Source organism: Bacillus sp. JHAA (assembly GCF_036961585.1).
In the GTDB taxonomy this organism is placed as follows: domain Bacteria; phylum Bacillota; class Bacilli; order Bacillales; family Bacillaceae; genus Bacillus; species Bacillus velezensis.
In genome coordinates, this window is the sequence record NZ_JBAMDE010000001.1 from 578,476 (window position 1) to 597,425 (window position 18,950).

The 18,950-nt window shown below is 45.4% G+C and carries 23 protein-coding genes; 1 reads left to right on the forward strand and 22 read right to left on the reverse strand.

Features of this window, described 5'->3' with window-relative positions; translation table 11 throughout:
• Nucleotides 1–219 precede the first annotated feature (219 nt).
• The 12 genes from V7728_RS02935 to V7728_RS02990 form a co-directional block, all read right to left on the reverse strand.
• On the reverse strand, nucleotides 220–408 hold the full coding sequence (locus tag V7728_RS02935; protein ID WP_012118653.1) for a CsbD family protein: 189 nt from the start codon (nucleotides 406–408) through the stop codon (nucleotides 220–222).
• Nucleotides 409–482: 74 nt separating this feature from the next.
• A complete protein-coding gene (locus V7728_RS02940; protein ID WP_043020935.1) occupies nucleotides 483–962 on the reverse strand; it encodes a hypothetical protein in 480 nt (159 codons plus the stop codon).
• Between the two features lie 121 nt (nucleotides 963–1,083).
• Nucleotides 1,084–2,214 carry a response regulator aspartate phosphatase gene (locus tag V7728_RS02945; protein WP_007407584.1) on the reverse strand — a complete coding sequence of 377 codons (1,131 nt, stop codon included), beginning with the start codon at nucleotides 2,212–2,214 and terminating at the stop codon, nucleotides 1,084–1,086.
• 190 nt (nucleotides 2,215–2,404) lie between these two features.
• Nucleotides 2,405–3,430, reverse strand: a complete 1,026-nt coding sequence (gene moaA / locus V7728_RS02950; RefSeq protein ID WP_012118655.1) for a GTP 3',8-cyclase MoaA — start codon at nucleotides 3,428–3,430, stop codon at nucleotides 2,405–2,407.
• 17 nt (nucleotides 3,431–3,447) lie between these two features.
• Nucleotides 3,448–4,236: a formate dehydrogenase accessory sulfurtransferase FdhD gene (gene fdhD, locus V7728_RS02955; protein ID WP_099567155.1), complete on the reverse strand. Its 789-nt coding sequence runs from the start codon at nucleotides 4,234–4,236 to the stop codon at nucleotides 3,448–3,450.
• A 94-nt stretch (nucleotides 4,237–4,330) separates the two neighbouring features.
• Nucleotides 4,331–4,495: a hypothetical protein gene (locus V7728_RS02960; protein ID WP_007407587.1), complete on the reverse strand. Its 165-nt coding sequence runs from the start codon at nucleotides 4,493–4,495 to the stop codon at nucleotides 4,331–4,333.
• Between the two features lie 85 nt (nucleotides 4,496–4,580).
• Nucleotides 4,581–5,261: a VWA domain-containing protein gene (locus tag V7728_RS02965; protein WP_012118657.1), complete on the reverse strand. Its 681-nt coding sequence runs from the start codon at nucleotides 5,259–5,261 to the stop codon at nucleotides 4,581–4,583.
• 309 nt (nucleotides 5,262–5,570) lie between these two features.
• Complete coding sequence (locus V7728_RS02970; RefSeq protein WP_007407590.1) at nucleotides 5,571–6,257, reverse strand: VWA domain-containing protein; 687 nt, start codon at nucleotides 6,255–6,257, stop codon at nucleotides 5,571–5,573.
• Between the two features lie 265 nt (nucleotides 6,258–6,522).
• Entirely contained in the window at nucleotides 6,523–7,554 is a 1,032-nt protein-coding gene (gene spoIID / locus V7728_RS02975; protein WP_012118658.1) for a stage II sporulation protein D, read from the reverse strand.
• A 199-nt stretch (nucleotides 7,555–7,753) separates the two neighbouring features.
• Nucleotides 7,754–9,064, reverse strand: a complete 1,311-nt coding sequence (gene murA, locus V7728_RS02980) for a UDP-N-acetylglucosamine 1-carboxyvinyltransferase (RefSeq protein ID WP_007614362.1) — start codon at nucleotides 9,062–9,064, stop codon at nucleotides 7,754–7,756.
• Nucleotides 9,065–9,097: 33 nt separating this feature from the next.
• The gene (locus V7728_RS02985) at nucleotides 9,098–9,838 is read right to left on the reverse strand and encodes a YwmB family TATA-box binding protein (RefSeq protein WP_007614364.1); all 741 of its coding nucleotides are present in this window, start codon (nucleotides 9,836–9,838) and stop codon (nucleotides 9,098–9,100) included.
• A gap of 140 nt (nucleotides 9,839–9,978) precedes the next feature.
• A complete protein-coding gene (locus V7728_RS02990) occupies nucleotides 9,979–10,209 on the reverse strand; it encodes a DUF1146 family protein (protein WP_007614366.1) in 231 nt (76 codons plus the stop codon).
• A 172-nt stretch (nucleotides 10,210–10,381) separates the two neighbouring features.
• Between V7728_RS02990 and V7728_RS02995 the strand changes: the two genes are divergently transcribed.
• On the forward strand, nucleotides 10,382–10,852 hold the full coding sequence (locus V7728_RS02995) for a hypothetical protein (RefSeq protein ID WP_060562437.1): 471 nt from the start codon (nucleotides 10,382–10,384) through the stop codon (nucleotides 10,850–10,852).
• Nucleotides 10,853–10,896: 44 nt separating this feature from the next.
• Here the strand turns inward: V7728_RS02995 and V7728_RS03000 are convergent, their stop codons facing one another.
• The 10 genes from V7728_RS03000 to upp form a co-directional block, all read right to left on the reverse strand.
• Nucleotides 10,897–11,295, reverse strand: coding sequence for a F0F1 ATP synthase subunit epsilon (locus V7728_RS03000; RefSeq protein WP_003151176.1), 399 nt, complete (start codon nucleotides 11,293–11,295; stop codon nucleotides 10,897–10,899).
• A 23-nt stretch (nucleotides 11,296–11,318) separates the two neighbouring features.
• A complete protein-coding gene (gene atpD, locus V7728_RS03005; protein ID WP_003151173.1) occupies nucleotides 11,319–12,740 on the reverse strand; it encodes a F0F1 ATP synthase subunit beta in 1,422 nt (473 codons plus the stop codon).
• Between the two features lie 25 nt (nucleotides 12,741–12,765).
• Nucleotides 12,766–13,629, reverse strand: coding sequence for an ATP synthase F1 subunit gamma (gene atpG, locus V7728_RS03010; RefSeq protein ID WP_025285409.1), 864 nt, complete (start codon nucleotides 13,627–13,629; stop codon nucleotides 12,766–12,768).
• A 75-nt stretch (nucleotides 13,630–13,704) separates the two neighbouring features.
• Nucleotides 13,705–15,213: a F0F1 ATP synthase subunit alpha gene (atpA, locus tag V7728_RS03015; RefSeq protein WP_099567157.1), complete on the reverse strand. Its 1,509-nt coding sequence runs from the start codon at nucleotides 15,211–15,213 to the stop codon at nucleotides 13,705–13,707.
• 16 nt (nucleotides 15,214–15,229) lie between these two features.
• Nucleotides 15,230–15,775 carry a F0F1 ATP synthase subunit delta gene (locus V7728_RS03020; protein ID WP_003151169.1) on the reverse strand — a complete coding sequence of 182 codons (546 nt, stop codon included), beginning with the start codon at nucleotides 15,773–15,775 and terminating at the stop codon, nucleotides 15,230–15,232.
• Nucleotides 15,772–16,284 carry a F0F1 ATP synthase subunit B gene (gene atpF, locus V7728_RS03025; RefSeq protein ID WP_003151168.1) on the reverse strand — a complete coding sequence of 171 codons (513 nt, stop codon included), beginning with the start codon at nucleotides 16,282–16,284 and terminating at the stop codon, nucleotides 15,772–15,774. Before atpF ends, V7728_RS03020 begins: the two co-directional genes overlap by 4 nt.
• A 142-nt stretch (nucleotides 16,285–16,426) precedes the next feature.
• The gene (gene atpE / locus V7728_RS03030; RefSeq protein WP_003151167.1) at nucleotides 16,427–16,639 is read right to left on the reverse strand and encodes a F0F1 ATP synthase subunit C; all 213 of its coding nucleotides are present in this window, start codon (nucleotides 16,637–16,639) and stop codon (nucleotides 16,427–16,429) included.
• Nucleotides 16,640–16,684: 45 nt separating this feature from the next.
• A complete protein-coding gene (atpB, locus tag V7728_RS03035) occupies nucleotides 16,685–17,419 on the reverse strand; it encodes a F0F1 ATP synthase subunit A (protein WP_029325729.1) in 735 nt (244 codons plus the stop codon).
• A gap of 7 nt (nucleotides 17,420–17,426) precedes the next feature.
• Complete coding sequence (gene atpI / locus V7728_RS03040; protein ID WP_003151155.1) at nucleotides 17,427–17,810, reverse strand: ATP synthase subunit I; 384 nt, start codon at nucleotides 17,808–17,810, stop codon at nucleotides 17,427–17,429.
• A 418-nt stretch (nucleotides 17,811–18,228) separates the two neighbouring features.
• Nucleotides 18,229–18,858, reverse strand: a complete 630-nt coding sequence (upp, locus tag V7728_RS03045) for a uracil phosphoribosyltransferase (RefSeq protein WP_003151154.1) — start codon at nucleotides 18,856–18,858, stop codon at nucleotides 18,229–18,231.
• Nucleotides 18,859–18,950: the final 92 nt, after the last annotated feature.

Sequence of the window (18,950 nt, forward strand, 5' to 3'; positions counted from 1 at the left end):
TTGCAGAAATTACCGATTTCTCATTTTTTTCTTCAACAAACGTTTAATCAAATGTGAAGAAAGGTTACATTCTATGTGAATATTATAAAGAAATCGCCGGAGAATTTATAGAATATTTAAAAATTTAGTGAATATTAACCAAATGAACTGGAATTTTTGTCATTTCTCATAACAAAAAGCCCAAAATATTTTGGGCTTTTGCTGTGTTTCACTATCAAATTAATCATCACTGAGTTTATCTTTCGTTTTGCCGACACCCTTTTGCAGGCTGCCTTTCGCTTTGTCTTTTTTACCTTCCGCTTTTAAGTCGGACTTGTTTGCCATGTCGCCTGCTTTGTCCTTTGCTTCCCCTTTCATTTTGTTCATGCCGCCTTTTACTTTGTCTTTTAAACCGTTATCTTGACTCATGATCTCTTCAGCTCCTTTTTTGTTCTGTGTACTTGTTTTCTTCCCTTTCAGCCTGATAGCAAACATTTCAACTCTCAATTATTGATTTCACACCGTTCCCCGTAGCGGAGCACTTTGTAAACAGCCAATCCGTCTGACAGCTTATTATCCCCGTATTGCACCGGCAGAAGGGCAAAGAAAACATAATAAGTTGAAAAATAGACAAATTGGTAAAAAAATAAGTTTGGCTCGAGGACATCTTTTATGATCAGCAGATTTATTAAAAAGATAGAAGCGAGATTAAACAGACAGCCTCCGGAATAGACGAGCGCGCTCGTCAGACGGTTATCTATCCGCAATTTGCCGAACTTGCAGAAAGAATCTATGAAGTAGATACGCCGAACCTGAATCGGCCCTACTTTTAAAAGACGTTTCCCCATTCCGATATCCAATGATGCCTTGCCTCCGAACAGCATGGCCATAAAGCTGTGTCCCGACACATGAATGACAGACACCATCGGCAGAATGATGAGAAATGATACGAAAAACTTTATCATATCATTGAATCCGAACAACAAATCCCTCCTTCCCATCGTACTTTTTTCTCTCTTTTGCGATTTTTCCGTTTTTTTCTATGGTCAAACGTTATGATGTGCATAAAAAAATAACCATCTGCTGATCAGATGGTTAAGAAAATTATATATCGTATAAACATTGTTCTTTTTGAATGTTTTCTCTCATGCGAATCGCTTTTTCATAAAAATACGCCGCTTCTTTATATTGCTCATGTGCGCTTGTGTAAACGGCGGCCTCCAAGGCGAAATCTTCAATATACACATACAGCGATTTTTCATTCATATAGTCAAACACTTCATGGATTAAATCCATATTGAGTGACTCCAAATAAAGCGCTTGTAAAAACTTATACTTCTCTAAACTGAATCGATCGCCCCGTTCTTTCGCGATCATGACCCCTCTTTCATAATAGGTAAGGGCCGCTTGGTCATCATGCAGCCTGAAAAGGGTGTGCGTTAAGCTGAACAGCGCCTTCGGAAGCTGTTCAAGCTGATGCTCTTCAAAAACGGGAACCGCTTTTCTAAAGTACCGGGCCGCTTCATCCAGATCGCGCTTTTCAGAATAACAATTCCCCAGATTGTAAAGCGAAGACCCGATCAGGCGGGGCTGTCCTTCAAGCAAAGAAAGGCGGAGGGCTTCGTCTAAATGCTCAAGCGCTTTGTCGTAGTTTTTGCAGTCGATGTAGTTTCCTGAGATGACGAAATGGCATTGAATTCTCCGCACTCTGTAGAAATCGTGTTTCATATACGTATCCAGCGCCTGAATCCCGTGATTCATGGAAAAATGAGTCTGCTTCATGACATAAAACACTTCAGACATCTTGAAATGGAATTCCGCCCTCTCTATATCATCCTCGACAAATGAAAGGAGTTTTTCCGCTTTCCGGTAAAAAGAAATAGCCGCAACATAGTTATTGTGATCGAATTCATACATCCCTCTGAACAAATGGAAATAATACTCAGACAGTCCCGATATGCTGTCCGTGCTTTCGATCGTCTTTTGCAGCTCGCTGTACTGAATCTGTGATTGTTCGGTGCATTCCGGCTTGACGTAATCAAGCATAATATGATGGCGGTAGCTGATCAGCTGATAATATAACAGCAGCAGCTGGTCTTCCTCCATACGTTGTATATCCTCATCAATTTCCTCTTTCAGCTTTATGGCATCAGCCGCTTGAAACGCTAAAATGTGCTTGTACCATTTGTTGATCTTGACTCCAACTTGAGATGACGGAATCTCGTATGCGGTCATGCCCCTTTCACAACCTTTTCTAATTTCTATTGGTTATATTTTAACATATTGTATGGCTTTGGAATTGCATAACTTGATTGTCCTGCATCAAAATTCCTATCATATATTTCGGCTGTCATCGGTATTTTTTGAACAGACCGCTCTCATATTGTGAATAAAAAAGCCTGCCCTTGTCCGGGCAAGCTTTTCTTCATCCGCCTATATAAGACATTTCCACTTTCTTTTTCCCATCCGTTTTAGAAAGCGCGCGGTCAATTGAATACTGATCCGTGCGATTTCTCCAGACAGAAGCGATGGATTCCGTCAATTCATCATCGGTCAGACCGCCGCGCACGAGTTTCCGAACATCATAGCCGCTTGACGCAAACAGGCACGTAAACAGCTCGCCTCTCGCCGACAGGCGCGCTCTGTTGCAGGAGGCGCAGAATGCATCCGAGACGGAGGAAATCACGCCGATTTCGCCGGAACCGTCAAGATAGCGGAACCTGGAAGCGACCTCTCCTTTATAATTCGCTTCTATCGGCTCCGTCGGCATGTGCTGGTTGATCAGATCAATAATCTCTGCCTTCGTGATCACGTCTTTTTTATTCCATTGATTCGTATTGCCTACATCCATAAATTCAATAAACCGGAGAATATGACCCTTTTCTTTAAAATAGCGGGCCATCGGCAGGATATCTTTTTCATTGACGCCCTTTTGAACAACCATGTTGATTTTCACACCGAGTCCGGCCGCTTTTGCCGCCTCAATGCCCTCAAGCACCTTGTTCACCGAAACCCCGCGGCCGTTAATGGCCTTAAACCGCTCATCCTCTAAAGAATCGAGGCTGACTGTCACGCGATGCAGCCCCGCCTGCTTCAGTTTTTCCGCATACACGGGAAGCAGAGAGCCGTTTGTCGTCATCGCGATATCTTTAAGTCCGGGGATGCGCGCAAGTTTTTTGATCAATTCAGGCATATCTTTTCTCATGAGCGGCTCTCCGCCCGTCAGCCTGATTTTTTCAACGCCGAAGCGGCCGACAAACAGCTTCGCAAGCCGCTCAAGCTCCTCGAAGGAGAGCAATTCCGTCTTTTGTAAAAATGGATAATCCGGTCCGAATAATTCGGCTGGCATACAGTACGTGCATCTGAAGTTGCAGCGGTCGGTTACAGAGATACGAAGATCCCTGAGCGGCCTTTCCCTTTTGTCTGTCACCCGGCGCGTTTCTGTATTCATAAGCCCAAGACCCCTTTCTATTGTTCAACCCGTTCAGGATGTGTGTATACGTTAAATGATCCGTTTCTGACAAAACCTATCGCGGTTATGTTCAGCTCTTCCGCCATTTGCAGCGCGAGCTCCGTCGGCGCCGATTTTGAAATGACAATCGACACGCCGATTTTTGCGGCTTTTAATAAAACCTCCGAGGAAATCCGGCCGCTGAAGACGATCAGCTTGTCACGGACCGGCATTCCGTTTTTCAAACAGCAGCCGTACAGCTTATCCAGCGCGTTGTGGCGCCCGATATCCGTCCTCATAAAGAGCAGCTTTTCCGTATCGCACAGCGCCGCATTATGGACGCCGCCCGTTTCCTGAAAGGTGCCGCTTCCGCTTTGCATCTCCTTCATCAGGCGAAGGCACGTCTCAGGAGTTATGGTGATACGGCTGACGGCGGTTTTGGCCGTTTTCACATCCTGCTGAAAGTAAAAATGGCGGCCTTTCCCGCAGCATGAACCGATGACCCTCTTCGTATAGTCTTTTTGCTCAAGCACTCCGGGATTCGTCAGTTCAACATATGCAAACCCGAGACTTTCATCTATAGTAAAGCTTTTGATTTCTTTTTCAAAACGAATGACGCCTTCTGATGCGAGAAATCCGATGACGAGTTCCTCTAAATGTTCAGGCGTGCAGACGAGCGTAACAAATTCCTGCCCGTTCACCATGACGGTCAGCGGATACTCTGAAACCATCCGATCTGCCGTCTTTGTTAATACCCCTTTTTCATAGCGGTATATGTCTCTTACCGCTGTTGTTTTTTCATCCACTGTTTTCCCCTCCGCAGTATCCTTCTCTTTTATTCTTCCACAATCCCTGTATTTTGTCGAATTTGCGGTTTAAAAAAAGAGCCCTCTTAGGACTCTATGTTTCATTGCGATGATGTCTGCTCAGAATGGTGAATAAAATAACTGCGGCGATAATGGCCAATATACTGACGAATATGAAGGCGGCAAGCTTCAGAAAAATTCCCATCAGAACAAAAACGACTGCCGCCAGCACTAATATAATGCCTGCTCCTTTTAACAACAGCGTTCATCTCCTTTTATCCGTATCATTCCCGCGGTTCCGTTTTCTAAACAAAAAAGACGCCGCGCGGGCGTCCTTTTTTAACCTATTCTTTTGCTAAATCCTTTGCAGCGTCTTCCCAAGCCTGTTTGAACTCGTCCGCGCTGTCAGCTGAGACATATGTGCCGCCTCCCGCTTCCGCCGCTTTTTCAAGGCTTTCGCTTCCTTTCATGCCGAAGTTGAAGCCGATGATATTGACGATCGTGTTGACGTTCGCTTTACGGAGCTTTTGAATTTCGGCCTGAGGATTACCGCCGCATGTTTCTTCACCGTCTGTGATCAGATATACGACGTTTTTCCCCGTGGCGCCGGCCCGCTCAAATTCTTCTCGCGTATCAGAGAGCGCTTTCGCAATCGGTGTCCAGCCGGTCGGTTTAATCTTGCTGAGTGATTGCTCAAATGGAGTCACGGCGTACGGCTGAAGGCCGTATAACGTTTCTGTCGCATTACATGATACGGCTTTGCCTGAGTTTTTATTATTGCCCTTATGCCCGAATACCCGAAGCATCAGATTCGTGTCTTCAGGAAGAACTTCCGCAAAAGAAGTGACAGACTCTTTCGCAACATCTATTTTACGCTCTCCCCCTGTTTTTTGTATCATGCTTCCGCTTGCATCAAACAGCACAGCAACGTTTGTTTCTTCGTGCTTTTTCTCAGCTGCAAAAACAGGTGATCCGAGTGAAAGCGTCAAAAGTCCGACAATCCCCGCAGTGAACATTTTTTTCATTTCCTTCATTCCTCTCCGTTTGTTTTTGGCCGATGGGCCCTCGGCTCTTCTCTATGCTAGATGACGTGTATGCAAAAAGATATAGGGCGGGATTCCTTTTGTATAAGCGGCTGTACACCGTTAAAAATGAACAGAATTATGCGCATCATCCTAAAAAGATTGGATAAATGATGACAGATTTAATGCCTTTTTCGCCCTTTTTGTAATATAAGTCCGGAATCTGATTCTTTTTACAGTTTTCTCTTCATCTTTTCTTGAAATTTTTGTTAAATAAAAATAAAAAAAAGGGCCGATAAACGGCACCTTTTCTTATTCCGCTAATGAACTCGCTGCCATTGTAAAGATGCGGTTCATATCCTTTTGGCTGTGAGCTTCGTAATATTTTCCTCCGCCCGCTTTGGCAATCTCGTGAAGCTGGCCGTTGAAGCCTTCCTTAAAGTCAAAGCCGATCACGTTGACTTTAATATGCTGTTTACGAAGTTCTTTCGCTGTCTTAACAGGATCTCCTCCGCATGTCTCCTCGCCGTCCGTCAACAGGAAAACGGATTTACTGCCTAGTTTGTGCAAACCGGTAAAGGAAGCCTTCGCATCCTCTAATGCTTTTGCAATCGGTGTCCAGCCCGTAGGCCCGATTCCGTTAAGAGAGTTAAGGAAGCTCTGTCTGTCAAACCTTTGGAATCCGTACACACCGCGAATGGATTCACAAGATTGAACCTTTCCGGAGTTTTTATTATTGCCTTCCGAACCGAAAACTGTCATTCTGACCTGTGATTTAGATTTAATTTGATCCGCAAAACGGACAATTTCTTCTTTTGCCATGTTGTATTTAGAAACACCGTCAATCCGTTTTGCCATACTGCCGCTCGCATCAAGTAAAATGGCGGTATTGTTTTTAAATGAAAGAGTCTTCTCGTTTGCATTCTCGGCAGCAAAAGCAGGAGATGCGGCAGTCAGCATCAATCCGAGCATGAGTATGAGTGAAAATGTTTTTTTCATTGCTTTTTCCCCTTTTCAATAGATTTACGTTCAACGCCGAACAATATTTATCGTAAATGAGATGAAAAGGGAAATAAATAGGACGGCGTTCCTCATTATTTTTGCGTATATTCACATAGAAGCGGCATTTTTATCAGTGATTTACACCCGGCGCTCAGCCTTCAATCGACATTTGTCAGCCTTTAGGCTTTCGTTATATGAGTCTGTTGGTTGCTTTACCGTTTATGGAATAGTTTTCAAAAAAAACAGACGCTCATGAAAGCGTCTATTTTTTCGCCATATATTTGTTTAAAAATGAATCTGCTTCGGAAATGTCTACTCCCTGATAATAATGCTTGACGATGTCCGCCACTGATTTCCCCTGCTCCGCCATGTAATTGGCCCCGTACTGGCTCATGCCGACGCCGTGGCCGAATCCTTTTGTCGTAATGGTGATGCTGCCGCCGTTTCGTTTCCATTCAAAGTCGGCAGAACGGAGTCCGAGTTTTTCCCGGATGTCTCTTCCTTTCAGCTTTTTGCCGTTGATGACGGCCGTTGCCACTTGATGGCCCGGCGTTCTGGCTGTAATCTGTCCCACCGTGTTTTGTCCCGAGAGCTGTACGCCGAGCTTTTGCTGAAACTCCGGCACACTGAAGGTCTGGGTGGCAAGATATTTCGGCGATTGCTTATCCCACGGACTTTTCACGCTTTTTAAATAAGGAATGGCGCTTGTCCAATAGGCTTCCGCATTTTCCGTATACCCGTTGCTCGTAGAGAAGAAAGATGCCTCAATCGGCTTGTTATCGTACGTTAAAATCTTTCCTTGCGTGCCGGCCACCGCGTTTGTGATTTTCTTGAGGTTGTGTGCGTACTTAGAACCCCATTCTTTTTTCAGCTGGCTTTTGCTTTGATAGACTTGGAACATTTGCGTATCATCCACCAGTGATCCTTTCGGCGCCTGGACGGCTGAGTCAGCGACCATCAGTCTGACGATGAATGTCCGGGCGGCGAGCGCCTGGGCTTTTAAGGCCTCCGGTTTAAAGTTTGCGGGCATTTCGGAAGCCACGACACCGATCACGTACTCTTCAAGCGGAATGTTTTCTACAGAATGATTGGATGTCCGATAAACCGGAATGGATACAGGTGATTCTTTCAATGTTTCTGCTCCTTTTGTTTCTCGTGTGGTGTGTGCTGTTTTGTGTCCGGGCTCTCTGTTTACAGCTGCTCCTTTTTCTGCCTGAAACGGAAGGACGAGAATGGTGGGGACTAGAAGAATAAGTATACACAGCCCGGATAGTAGAAATACAATCGGTTTCATATATCAGCTGCCTCCTGCTTGGGATTCGACTCTACTTCATCTTATGGGCAGGGACAAGCTAATATGACTTCCTTTTGGACAGAATCTTTATTCCATTTTTCACGCGAAAAACGTATTCTTTTTTGGAAATCAGAGCATAATAATGATGATAAACCATAAAAAAACAGTATGCCAGATTGACATACTGTTTTTACAGCCATTATGCGTTTAGATCAGTTACGACTTCTTTGCTTTCTTGTTCAGCGGCCGTTTCATCAACGACACGCTCGATGTCAGCGCCAAGAGCCGCAAGTTTTTGATGGAAATTCACATAACCGCGATCCAAGTGCTTCAGTTCCGTGACGCGTGTATGACCTTCAGCCACTAATCCCGCAAGAATCAGCGCCGCGCCCGCACGCAGGTCCGTAGCGGCAACTTCTGCGCCTTGCAGCTGTACAGGACCGTTAATGATCACAGAACGTCCTTCAATTTTAATGTCGCCATTCATCCGGCGGAATTCTTCAGCATGCATAAAACGGTTTTCAAACACAGTTTCAGTAATCATGCTTGTTCCGCTCGCACGGAGAAGCAGCGCCATCATTTGCGACTGCATATCAGTCGGGAATCCTGGGTGAGGCATCGTTTTAATGTCGATCGGCTTCAGCTGGGCAGGACCGATGACACGAAGGCCTTCTCCTTCATCCGTAATTTTGACTCCCATTTCTTCCATCTTCGCAATTAAAGACGTAAGATGCTCAGGAACCGCACCTTTGACTAATACATTTCCTTCCGTGATCGCCGCAGCCACCATGAAAGTACCCGCTTCAATACGGTCAGGAATGATGTTGTGTCTTACGCCGTGAAGCTTCTCGACACCTTCAATTTTAATGGTGCCTGTGCCGGCTCCGCGGATTTTTCCGCCCATCGCATTGATATAGTTCGCTAAGTCAACGATTTCAGGCTCTTTTGCCACGTTTTCAAGCGTTGTTGTTCCTTCAGCTAAAGCAGCTGCCATAATCAAGTTTTCTGTCGCACCCACACTTGGGAAATCTAAATAGATTTTTGCGCCCTGCAGACGGCCTTCCACTTCTGCTTCAATAAAGCCGTTGCCTACTTTGATTTTTGCACCCATTGCTTCAAAGCCTTTTAAATGCTGATCAATCGGTCTTGAGCCGATTGCGCAGCCGCCCGGAAGCGCTACTCTTGAATGACCCGTACGGGCTAACAGAGGGCCCATAACAAGCACTGACGCGCGCATTTTGCGCACATATTCAAAAGGTGCTTCTGTTTCTAAAGCGTAAGAAGCGTTTACGGTAACTTCATTATTCTCAAAATGCACATCTGCTCCTAAATGACGCAACACTTCATTAATTGTATATACATCGGAGAGCGTAGGTACATCACATATTACGCTTTTTTCTTCACTTGCTAATAAAGATGCAGCGATAACTGGTAAAACGGCATTTTTTGCTCCTTCAACTTTCACTGTGCCGTTTAACTTCTGACCGCCGCGGACGATGATTTTTTCCAAGGTATTCCCCTCCGCGTCCCTATATTCTCTATATTAATATTCAGTCGTCACGATTGGTGTGCCAACCGTAACGGTATGTTTTTCGCCCATTCCCGCACTTCTAAGCGCAACTTGCACATTCATCTTATGTTTCGATGTCATGATGTAATCTGTCCACTTATATGTAAATGCAGAAACAGAAACGAAATGAGGCTCAACTACATGTTCAACTGGACTTGCTTCAAATTCTTTCATGAGCTGTTCTGCTTTTTTTTGCAAAACAATACTCATATTATCATTTAAATGACCCTTAAGACAAGTAAAAATAAATACTTTATTTTGAAATATGTCATGTGCCTGCCGTTCAAACTGTTCATATGTATCATTCCAGTTTTCCGGTTGCTCCGGGCTCATTTGCTCATATAATAAATACGAAGTTGGGTTCTGGTTTTTGAGGGTAGTGACGAGCTGCAGTTTAAAAGTTGTGTGATTTTTTTTGTCAGAATACGTGCCGACGGCCTTTACGATTTTATCTTCCCGCGCGGATTCCCAATGATATTGCGGATACTGCGTCTTCAGTTCTTTTACCTTGTCATCAAATTCACTCAGTGACAGGTTCAGATTTTTTTTCGCATGAAGCGTCCATTCATCTACAGTGACCTGTTGCCGCTCCATTCCTTCGGCAATCTGGGCAAGCGGAGACAGCTCACTTGCATGAATGGAATGAAATACCGCTATTAAGGCGCTTAAAAAAACAAAAAATAAGATGATGCGGCCTGCTCTTTTTTTCTTCATATCGATCTCTCCCCCTTACTCCCATTTTTGCCGGAGCCGGGGAAAGCAATACATGGAAAACTTCGTCAAAACTCGCCAAGCGGGTGAAGAAAATTGGTTTCTCACCCAGCGATTCCCTTCATTTCAACAGACGAAACATCTTAAAATAAGTATGGAAGCTGTTTCGAATAGGTAAGATAATCTAAAAAGAAGTCAGCGACTGCCGTACCGATCGCAATGGTAAGAAGAATGATCAGCAGCCTCGCCTGCACTATTTTTCCTTTTCGGATCAGCGGATCAAAGTTGACGGCCTGAAGCGCCCACCATGTCACCGCAATGCATACCAGGTGAACCAGGATGCTGATTGCGGCCTGCTGCCCCAATACATTCACAAATTCCATCTCCTTTCATTTTTTCCGCCCCTCATATCCTCTCTTATTATATAAGAAGAAGAGAGAAAGATGATCATTTTTACATCAGAATTTTTATCCAAAATTAGGGGCAATCCCCGCTTAAATGTCCGTTCTCCGGCATGATATACTTTTTTGGAAAGGAGATGGGAATATGAATCATTCCTTTTTTCATCCGGAAAAGCAGTATGGAGAAACACTTCCCGTATTTGACCACGAGTGGGAAGCGATAGCATTCTACTATGATTATAGACAGTCTCAAACAGAGGAACTGAAAGAATTATGTCAGTTTTTCAACATTTCTCTTGATTATTCACGCGGCAGCCTGCTGGAAGTGGAAGCTCTTTACTTCCGCAGCATACAAGAGCTGCTTTTGGCGGATTGGAACCTGCCGATTGACGAATTTGAGAAAATGCTCAGTGTGTATGTCATCGATTGCGCCATCAGACACCATGACGATGCCGCATGGGTCGTCAAACCTTATCCGTATACGGACGGCGCCTATACGACGGGTGTGCGGAGAGGAAACAAAACGTGGCACACCGACAACTGCTGCGAACATTTATATCTGCAAAAAGAAGAGGATCATCCGCTTATCGGCGTCTATGAATCTCTTATGCGTTAATATAGAAAAAGAATCCTTCTCAGACAGCCGAGAAGGATTCTTTTTTAGTTTCCTGCAACATCCAATCTGTTTACAGCCCGCTGTAGCGCAAGCTCAGCCCGACGAATGTCAGTATCATCTGATCGTTTGTTCAAACGGTCTTCCGCCCGCTTTTTCGCAGCAAGGGCGCGCTCTTTATCAATGCTTTCCGCTGTTTCAGCGGCTTGTGCAAGGATAGTGACCTGATCAGGACGGACTTCTAAAAATCCGCCGCTGACAGCCGCCAATTCGGTCTGTCCGTCTTTTTTAAGGCGGACAGCGCCGATTTTAAGCGGAGCCACGGTCGGAATATGGCCAGGCAAGATACCGAGATCACCGCTCTCGGCTCTTACACTTACCATTTCAATATCAGCATCATATACTGGGCCGTCGGGAGTAACGATATTGACTTTAACGGTCTTCATGCTTTTACCCTCCTAGGACCAGATTAAACTTCTACACCCATCTCTTTTGCATTCTCAATGACTTCTTCAATGCGTCCCACAAGACGGAATGCATCTTCCGGAAGATGGTCATATTTACCGGAAAGGATTTCTTTAAAGCCTCGTACCGTTTCTTTAACAGGCACGTAAGAACCCTTTTGTCCCGTAAACTGCTCAGCTACGTGGAAGTTTTGAGAAAGGAAGAACTGGATACGGCGTGCGCGGTGAACGACAAGCTTGTCTTCTTCACCTAATTCGTCCATACCGAGAATCGCGATAATATCCTGAAGTTCTTTGTAACGCTGAAGCGTTGACTGGACTTCACGCGCCACCGCATAATGCTCTTCTCCGACAATTTCCGGAGCAAGCGCGCGGGAAGTGGAAGCCAGCGGATCAACCGCAGGGTAGATACCCATTTCAGTTAATTTACGCTCAAGGTTAGTCGTCGCATCCAAGTGAGCGAACGTTGTCGCCGGAGCCGGGTCAGTATAGTCATCGGCAGGCACGTAGATCGCCTGGATAGATGTAACTGAACCAACGTTTGTAGACGTAATACGCTCTTGAAGCTGACCCATTTCTGTCGCAAGCGTCGGCTGATAACCAACCGCAGAAGGCATACGGCCGAGAAGCGCGGAAACCTCTGAACCCGCTTGTGTGAAACGGAAAATGTTATCGATAAAGAACAGTACGTCCTGTCCTTGTTTATCACGGAAATGCTCAGCCATTGTAAGACCCGTCAATGCTACACGCATACGTGCGCCCGGCGGCTCGTTCATTTGTCCGAAGACCATGGCTGTTTTCTTGATAACGCCTGAATCGCTCATTTCGTAGAAAAGGTCGTTCCCTTCACGAGTACGCTCTCCTACACCGGCGAATACGGAAATACCGCCGTGCTCTTGCGCGATGTTGTTGATTAATTCCTGGATTAATACGGTTTTACCTACGCCGGCGCCGCCGAACAATCCGATTTTACCGCCCTTGATGTAAGGAGCGAGCAGGTCAACAACCTTAATTCCCGTTTCAAGAATTTCAACCTCAGTTGAAAGCTCATCGAATGAAGGAGCTGATCTGTGGATCGGGTCCTTTTGAGCATCCGCAGGCAGCGGTTCATTTAGATCAATTTTATCTCCCAGTACGTTAAATACGCGTCCGAGAGTCACATCACCGACAGGAACGGAAATCGGCGCACCTGTATCAACAGCTTCCATTCCGCGCTGAATTCCGTCCGTTGATGCCATGGCAATTGTACGGACTGTATCATCGCCTAAATGAAGAGCAACCTCTAGCGTTAGGTCGATGCCTACTTCATTTTCGCCTGTAGCTGGCTGTGAAACTTTAATCGCATTATAAATCGCAGGCAAGTGGCCGTCCTCGAAACGTACGTCGACAACCGGTCCAAGCACCTGACTTACGCGTCCTTTCTTCATCGCTATCCCTCCTGACAAAATCTTTCTATTCTAAAGCGGCTGCACCGCCGACAATTTCGGTAATTTCTTGTGTAATCGCCGCTTGACGCGCGCGGTTATATGAAAGCGAAAGTGAATCAATGAGTTCTTTCGCATTATCAGTCGCATTTTTCATTGCTGTCATTCTCGCAGCGTGTTCACTTGCTTTACTGTCAAGAAGCGCGCCGTAAATTAAGCTTTCCGCATATTGAGGAAGCAGCACTTCGAGCACCTCTTCTTCATCCGGTTCGAACTCGTAAGAAGCCGTGCGCTTCCCGCTGCTCGTTCCGAAATCCGTTAAAGGCAGCACTTTTTTCTCCGTCACTTCCTGTGAAATCGCACTGACGAAATGGTTATACACCAAATGCAGTTCATCAAAAGCGCCGTCGATAAACATTTGAACCGTCTGACGGGTCAAATCTTTAATCTGAGCAAAAGTGACCTCGTCGCCAAGCCCCACTAACTCAGACAAAATCGGCATTTCCCGTTTTTTGAAGAAATCGCGGCCGACTCTGCCGATTGCAATCACCGTGTATTCATCTTTAGACTGATGGCGTTCTTGAATGGTGCGGTAAGCGTTTCGCAAAACCGAACTGTTAAACGCACCCGCAAGCCCGCGGTCAGACGTAATGACGAGATACGCCGTCTTTTTCACTTCTCTTGAGACAAGCATCGGGTGTTTCGCGTTTTTCGCGCCTTTTCCGACGTTAAACACAACCTCCTGGATCTTATCCATATACGGAGCAAATGACTTCGCGTTGGTTTCCGCACGGTTCAGCTTCGCAGCGGATACCATCTGCATGGCTTTTGTAATCTGGCTTGTTTTTTTCGTTGACGTGATCCTTGACTTAATATCGCGTAATGAGGCCAAAGATTTCACCACCTTTATTCTTCATTTGCGTAAAAAGAGAGAAAAAGAGAACCTTTTTCTCTCATCTTCTAAGGGTTAGTTGCTTGGTGCAAATGTGCGTTTGAAGCCTTCGATTGCAGCTTTGAAGTCTTCATCAGCAGGAAGGTTTCCTGTTTTCGCAATGCCGTCAAGCAGATCTTTATGGTTTTGATCAAGGTACATGTAGTACTCTTCTTCAAAACGTCTGATATCCGCAACCGGAATATCATCAAGATATCCTTTTGTCAGCGCATAAAGAATGGCTACCTGTTTTTCAACCGGGAGCGGTTTATTCAAGTCTTGTTTCAGCACTTCAACTGTACGCGCACCGCGGTTCAGTTTCGCCTGAGTCGCCTGGTCAAGATCAGATCCGAATTGGGCGAACGCTTCAAGTTCACGGTATGAAGCCAGGTCAAGACGCAAAGTTCCCGCTACCTTTTTCATCGCTTTGATTTGGGCTGATCCGCCGACACGGGATACGGATAATCCGGCATTGATCGCAGGACGCACGCCTGAGAAGAATAGGTCGGATTGAAGGAAAATCTGTCCGTCAGTAATGGAAATGACGTTTGTCGGGATATAAGCGGAGATATCTCCTGCTTGTGTTTCGACGAACGGCAGCGCCGTAATTGATCCTGCGCCTTTTGCGTCACTCAGCTTAGCTGCGCGCTCAAGCAGACGGGAGTGAAGATAGAATACATCCCCAGGGAATGCTTCACGGCCCGGCGGACGGCGAAGAAGCAATGACAGCTCACGGTAAGCGGCCGCTTGTTTGGATAAATCATCATATACGACGAGAACGTGCTTGCCGTTGTACATGAATTCTTCACCCATTGTCACCCCTGCATACGGTGCAAGGTACAGAAGCGGAGCCGGCTGTGAAGCGGACGCTGTCACGACAATCGTGTAATCAAGCGCGCCATGCTTACGAAGTGTTTCCACCACGCCGCGCACTGTAGATTCTTTTTGACCGATCGCTACGTACACACAGATCATGTCTTGATCTTTTTGGTTTAAGATTGTATCAATCGCAACAGATGTTTTACCTGTCTGACGGTCACCGATAATCAGCTCACGCTGTCCGCGGCCGATCGGAATTAACGCGTCGATCGCTTTGATACCCGTTTGCAGCGGCTCATGTACCGATTTACGGTCCATTACGCCTGGAGCCTGGCTTTCGATCGGACGTGTTTTGCTTGTCAGAATCGGACCCAGTCCGTCTACCGGCTGTCCGAGCGGGTTGACGATACGTCCGATTAATTCTACACCTACAGGAACTTCCATGATGCGGCCCGTTCTTTTGACCTCATCACCTTCACGGATATCTCTGTAAGGTCCTAAGATAACGATACCTACGTTGGATTCTTCAAGGTTTTGAGCCATACCCAAAACGCCGTTTGAAAACTCAACAAGTTCACCGGCCATACAATTGTCAAGGCCGTGCACACGCGCAATACCGTCTCCGACTTGGATGACTGTACCTACGTCATGAACTTCAATTTCAGATTGGTAATTTTGAATTTGCTGCTTTATCAGCGTGCTAATCTCTTCAGCTTTGATGCTCACTTAGGTTTCACCCCTTCTATCGATTTCCTCCGGCAAGTTGACGTTCCATGCGCTCAAGCTTTCCGCTTACGCTTCCGTCATATATCCGGTTTCCAATGCGGACTTTAATGCCGCCTATTAAATCCGTCTGCACTTCATTTCTGATTCTGAGCGAAGCGATTCCGGCTTTTTTTGCAAACACTTGAGACAATGATAACATTTCCGCTTCTGACAGCGGTTTTACTGAATAAACAACCGCGTCCTCTGTCTGACGGGCCTGATTGGCAAGTTTGATAAACTCGTCTGTGAGATCAGGCACAATCGAAGACCGGCGGCGGTCAATCAGAAGAAAAATCGTATGCAGCACAGACTCAGACAGTGCGCCGAACGATTGCTGAATCAGCTCTTTTTTCTTAGCGGCCGATACCTTCGGATGGCTTAACACTTCCTGTAATCCGGCTTCGTTCCGGAACACTTCTTTTAGTACGGTAAGCTCTTCTTCGATTTCATTGATTTGAGAAGTCTCAACGGCAATGTCGAAAAGCGCTGACGCGTATCGTTTAGAGACAGCAGATCCACTCATCGGCTTTCTCCTACCTCTTTAAGATAGTCCTGAATCAGTTGTTCCTGGGCTTGTTCATCAAGCTCTTTTTCAATCACTTTCGATGCGATTAAGACAGAAAGTGATGCGACTTGCTCGCGAAGTGCGGAAACCGCTTGTTCTTTTTCTTTAACAATTTCGGTTCTCGCCGCTTCTTTCAATCTTTCAGACTCGGCGCGTGCAGCCTGGATAATGTCTTCCTTCTGCTTTTCACCCAGTTTTTTCGCATTTTCAATGAGTGATTGTGATTCCTGTTTCGCTTCTTTTAAAAGAACGCGCTGCTCTTCAATCAGCTTCTGCGCTTCTTTATTTCTTTCTTCAGCGGACGTAATTTCGCCGGCGATATGATCTTCACGCTGTTTCATTATATTTAATAGCGGTCCAAGAGCGAATTTCTTGAGAAGCGCTAATAAAACTAACATAGCTAACAATTGGAATAGGATATCTCCGCCGTTAAACGACAGTCCTAATTCAAGAGGTAATTGAGACATCTACTACGGCAACTCCCTTCTGCAGGTTTTCTCTGCTGATAAAAAGCCGTTTCGGGACGGCCTGCTTATCAGACATAAAGCAATGGCGAAGGTTCTCTTAGAGTGATCTTCGCCATTTTTAGTTCATATAAGGCTTTTTTGCTTAGCCAAAGAACGCTAAGAACGCGATAACGACAGCGATAATCGGAAGGGCCTCAACCAATGCGATACCCATGAACATAAGAGTTCTAAGTTCTTTTCCTGCTTCCGGCTGACGGGCGATTCCCTCTACCGTACGTGAAACGATCAGACCGTTACCAATACCTGCACCAAGTGCACCTAAACCGATTGCAATTGCAGCTGCTATTAAATTCATGAAAAAGTTCCTCCTTTAAAATGTTATCCGAATGGATATATGATTTTAATGATCATGACTGATTTTGTGTGACATGTACACCATCGTCAGCATCGTAAAGATAAATGCCTGGATGGTACCGATGAACAAGCTGAACGCCTGCCATGCAAGCATCGGAAGAATGGCTCCGACTGTGCCGACCAAACCGAGAAAGAAGCTGTTTGAGTAGAAATTCGTCGCCAGATTCGCAAGCAGGCCAAGAAGAATTTCCCCGGCGAAAATGTTACCGTAAAGACGAAGTCCGAGTGTCAGCGTATTCGCAAACTCCTCAATGATCTTCATCGGGAACATAAGCGGAACCGGTCTGAGGTAATCCTTAGAGTATTCCTTCAAACCTTTCATCTTCACGCCGTAATAGTGCGTTAACGACACAACCATAACGGCTAGAGTCAGAGTAATAGCCGGATCGGCCGTCGGTGATTTCCACCAAAGCTCGTGTCCGACCGTTACAGAAAACGGCAGCCCCAGCATATTTGATACAAATATGTACATCAGCAAGGTTACACCAAGCGCCAAGAAGTTAGCCCCTGTTTTTAAATCCATTGTACTGCCTATAATATTGCGGACAAAATCAACAATCCATTCCATGAAGTTCTGGGCTTTTCCTGGACGGATGGACAGCGTTCTCGTAGTGAGAATCGCAATCAGCAGCACAATCACACTTGCCACAGTAATCATCAGAATGTTTGTCAGATTAAAAGTAAGACCAAACAAATCCATAGTTCTGTAATCGTGATTCAATGGGTTTTCACCTCTCTTCCATTGATGAACGTTTGAGCTGAATAATGGAATCTATCATAATGACGGGATAAATTGTCATTAATCCAATAATCACACTTGCCACACTGACTTTATCGGGATATTTAAAGGCGACAGCCATCGCAAGTATCGCATTGCACCAACGCGCTGCGCTCCCGAGTGATCGTATGGACTTTCCTTTCGCCACGGCCTTGTCAAAAGCATTCATTCTTCTGGTCAAGAGCCACAAATTAAACAAACTGAAAACAGTTCCCAAAAAGAGGCCTAGAAAAACAGTTTTATACGCCGTAAGACCATATCCCAGCAAATAGATTGCTAAGATCACAAATACATATCTCCGTTGTCTGCTGAATGTAAGATTGGGATCGTCCATCAACTATCTGTCTCCTGATGAAAATGTAATATAATTCCTGGATACGGCAAAACATGCGGTTAACCCTTGCAGAAGGCCTTTTTTGTCCGCAAAACGGCCTGTTCGAAAAAACCACTCATCCTCCTGATGCCACGGGATGCTGTTTCATTCGCTTAGATAAATCCTCATATAACGGGTTTTTTTGGAGGATTTAAAATGAGGATGGATACTAGAAATGAAAGGAATGAAAACCTTCTCATAATACCCTCGTTTAGCATACAATAGCCCCTAACATGTGTCAATCTGTTTAAAGTTAAAAAACTTTTTATACCGAAAGCATACACAGAATGTTCACAATTTCACCTATAAATGTATGAACTCTGCCCATTCAGCAAATATCTGGATAAAAAAAGAAAACCCCTGAATGAGGTTTTCCGATTTATTTGGTTCCGTACAGTCTGTCACCCGCGTCACCGAGGCCCGGAACGATATAGCCTTTTTCATTCAGTTTTTCATCAAGGGCGGCGATGTAAATATCAACGTCAGAATGGTGTTTCTGCAGCTCTTCCACGCCTTCCGGAGCCGCTACAAGACACATAAAACGAATGTTTCTCGCGCCGCGCTTTTTCAGGCTGTTTATCGCTTCCACCGCAGAGCCTCCCGTAGCAAGCATCGGATCCACGACAATAAATTCGCGTTCTTCTACATCAGAAGGAAGCTTGACATAGTATTCCACCGGTTTTAAGGTTTCCGGATCACGGTATAATCCGACATGTCCCACTTTAGCGGCCGGGATTAATTTCAGCATGCCGTCAACCATTCCGAGACCCGCTCTCAGGATCGGCACGATACCGAGTTTCTTCCCTGAAATCACTTTGGATGTCGCTGTTTGAACAGGTGTTTTCACTTCCACTTCTTTAAGAGGAAGATCACGTGTAATTTCAAACGCCATCAGTGATGCGACTTCGTCCACAAGGTCTCTGAAATCCTTTGTGCCTGTATTTTCATTCCGAATATATGTCAGCTTATGCTGGATTAAAGGATGATCAAATACGTAAACCTTTCCCATACTGTGTTCAGCTCCTTTTTTGTTGTCCGAGTGACTTTTTCACACTTCTATTGATTCTACAGAAAAAGACAAACAGTTTCAAGAAAATCATA